This window comes from Bhargavaea sp. GQ12 (assembly GCF_059758705.1).
Genome location: NZ_JCAXEU010000037.1, coordinates 1 through 1,839, shown reverse-complemented (window position 1 = coordinate 1,839; position 1,839 = coordinate 1). Strand labels below are relative to the sequence as shown.

Below are 1,839 nucleotides of genomic sequence, written 5' to 3'. Positions count from 1 at the left end.
TTTTTTGCAGAAAGCATCCGCAGGATGCCCGCCACCTTTAGGAAGTTATGGGCCATTGCCAGGATGCCGAATTCCACGTGAACCTTATCGAGCCCTCGAAGTAGGAATCGACGAAACGCCAAATTGCCCTTGAGATTCCCAAAAACTGTCTCGACCTCGATTTTCCGGAGGGCATAGACTTTTTTCAGGGTTTCATCTTCAAGGGCTTTCCTGGCCTTGGCCTTCATTTCCTCATAGATCGGATTCCAGTGAACCTGACGGTTCCCTTTGGCTTTGGTGCAAAGCTTCTTCAGCGGGCAGTCGCTACAGTCTTCGCACTCGTAGATCTTGAGATCTTGGAAATAGCCTGATTTATTCTTTTTCTGCAGGTATTTCTTGAACCGGACCTTCCGGCCGTTTGGACAGATAAATAGATCGTCCTCTTCGACATATTCCCAGTTCTTCGCATTGAAACGATTGTTTTTAAAACTACGCAGCTGTTCCCTTATGTAGGTTCCATAAGGAACAACAAATTCAGCAACCGGTTTGTCGTCCTCACCTTCCACAAGGTAACGATAATTCTCTTCACTCCCGTAACCCGCATCGGCGACAATGCGTTTTGGCATCGGAAGATTGGTCTCTCGATAGGCTTTCAAATGTGGAATCAGGCATCTGGTATCCGTCGGACGCTGGTGGATGGAATAGAAGAGGATAAACTGGTTTTCGGTGGCCATCTGAACGTTGTAGCCCGGTTTGAGCTGACCGTTTTTCATATGGTCGTCCTTCATTCGCATGAACGTGGCATCAGGATCAGTCTTCGAGTAACTGTTCCGGTCATCCCCGCAGACACCAAGCTGAATAGCATATTTTTCTTTGCGCGGAAGAAAATCCTCTCGGACCAGTTTTAGTTTCTTCCGGATCAGCGATCGTCTTTTACGAATGACTTTGCGGACCGATCCATCCTTTTCTGCCTCAATTTCGCCCGTCAGGGCTTCATCCCGTTCTTCCAGTTTCGAAGCAACTTCCGCGAGTTCCGACACTGTCGGATTCCCTTCAGGCATCTCGCCCAGCTCTACGCCTTCCATCTCCGCAATCCCATGGATCTCAGCAAGGGTCTCCCGAATCTTGGACTCCAGTTTCTCCTGGCGGGTTTCGAGCGACTTTTTAAAGACGAACGTATATTTATTAGCGTTGGCTTCAATCTTGGTCCCATCGAGGAAGTAGTTCTCGAACTCGATAAACTCACGCCGGTGGAGCTCCATGACCATCGACTCGAAAAGGGTATCAATCATCTCGGGCATCCGGACACGCCGAAACTCATTGATGGTCCGGTAGTCCGGCGTCTGGCCTGCGGCCAGCCACATTGCCGGCAGATTTTCCCGGATCACCTTCTCGATCCGCCGGCAGGAATACTCCTTTTGTGAGTAAGCATAGAGAATGACCTTCAGCATCATTTTTGGATGGTAAGAGCTTCGCCCACCGCCCGGGTAATAGGCGAAGAGCTGATTGTCCGGAAGCAACTCAATCATTTCATCAATGACCCGTGCCACATGGTGTTCAGGAATTAGTGCCTCGACATCGAAGATGGCGAACGACTGACGATTATTATAGGGTTTAAAAACTGGAGCGAGCTGCCGTTTAGGCTGGTCGGCCATTTCTCCCACCTCTTTTTTCATCCCAGGAAAAGTGGTATAATCAGCAGTAGCAGTCTTCGGATTGCACATAAAAAGATCGCTCCTTTTTGGTTTGTTGTGTGGTAACTCCATTCTACAAAAGGCAGCGATCTTTTTCTATTTTATTTAAACATAAGGAAAGGGGCGTCCTAGAAAGTCAGTTTTCACTGACTTTCTGGACAGCCCC

1 protein-coding gene is annotated in these 1,839 nt (G+C 48.7%); it reads right to left on the bottom strand.

The features are described from left to right. The coding region (locus tag AC6CHQ_RS16155) for an IS1182 family transposase (RefSeq protein WP_498082067.1) at positions 1 to 1,634 on the bottom strand (1,634 nt) is incomplete at its 3' end. Positions 1,635 to 1,839 lie beyond the last annotated feature (205 nt).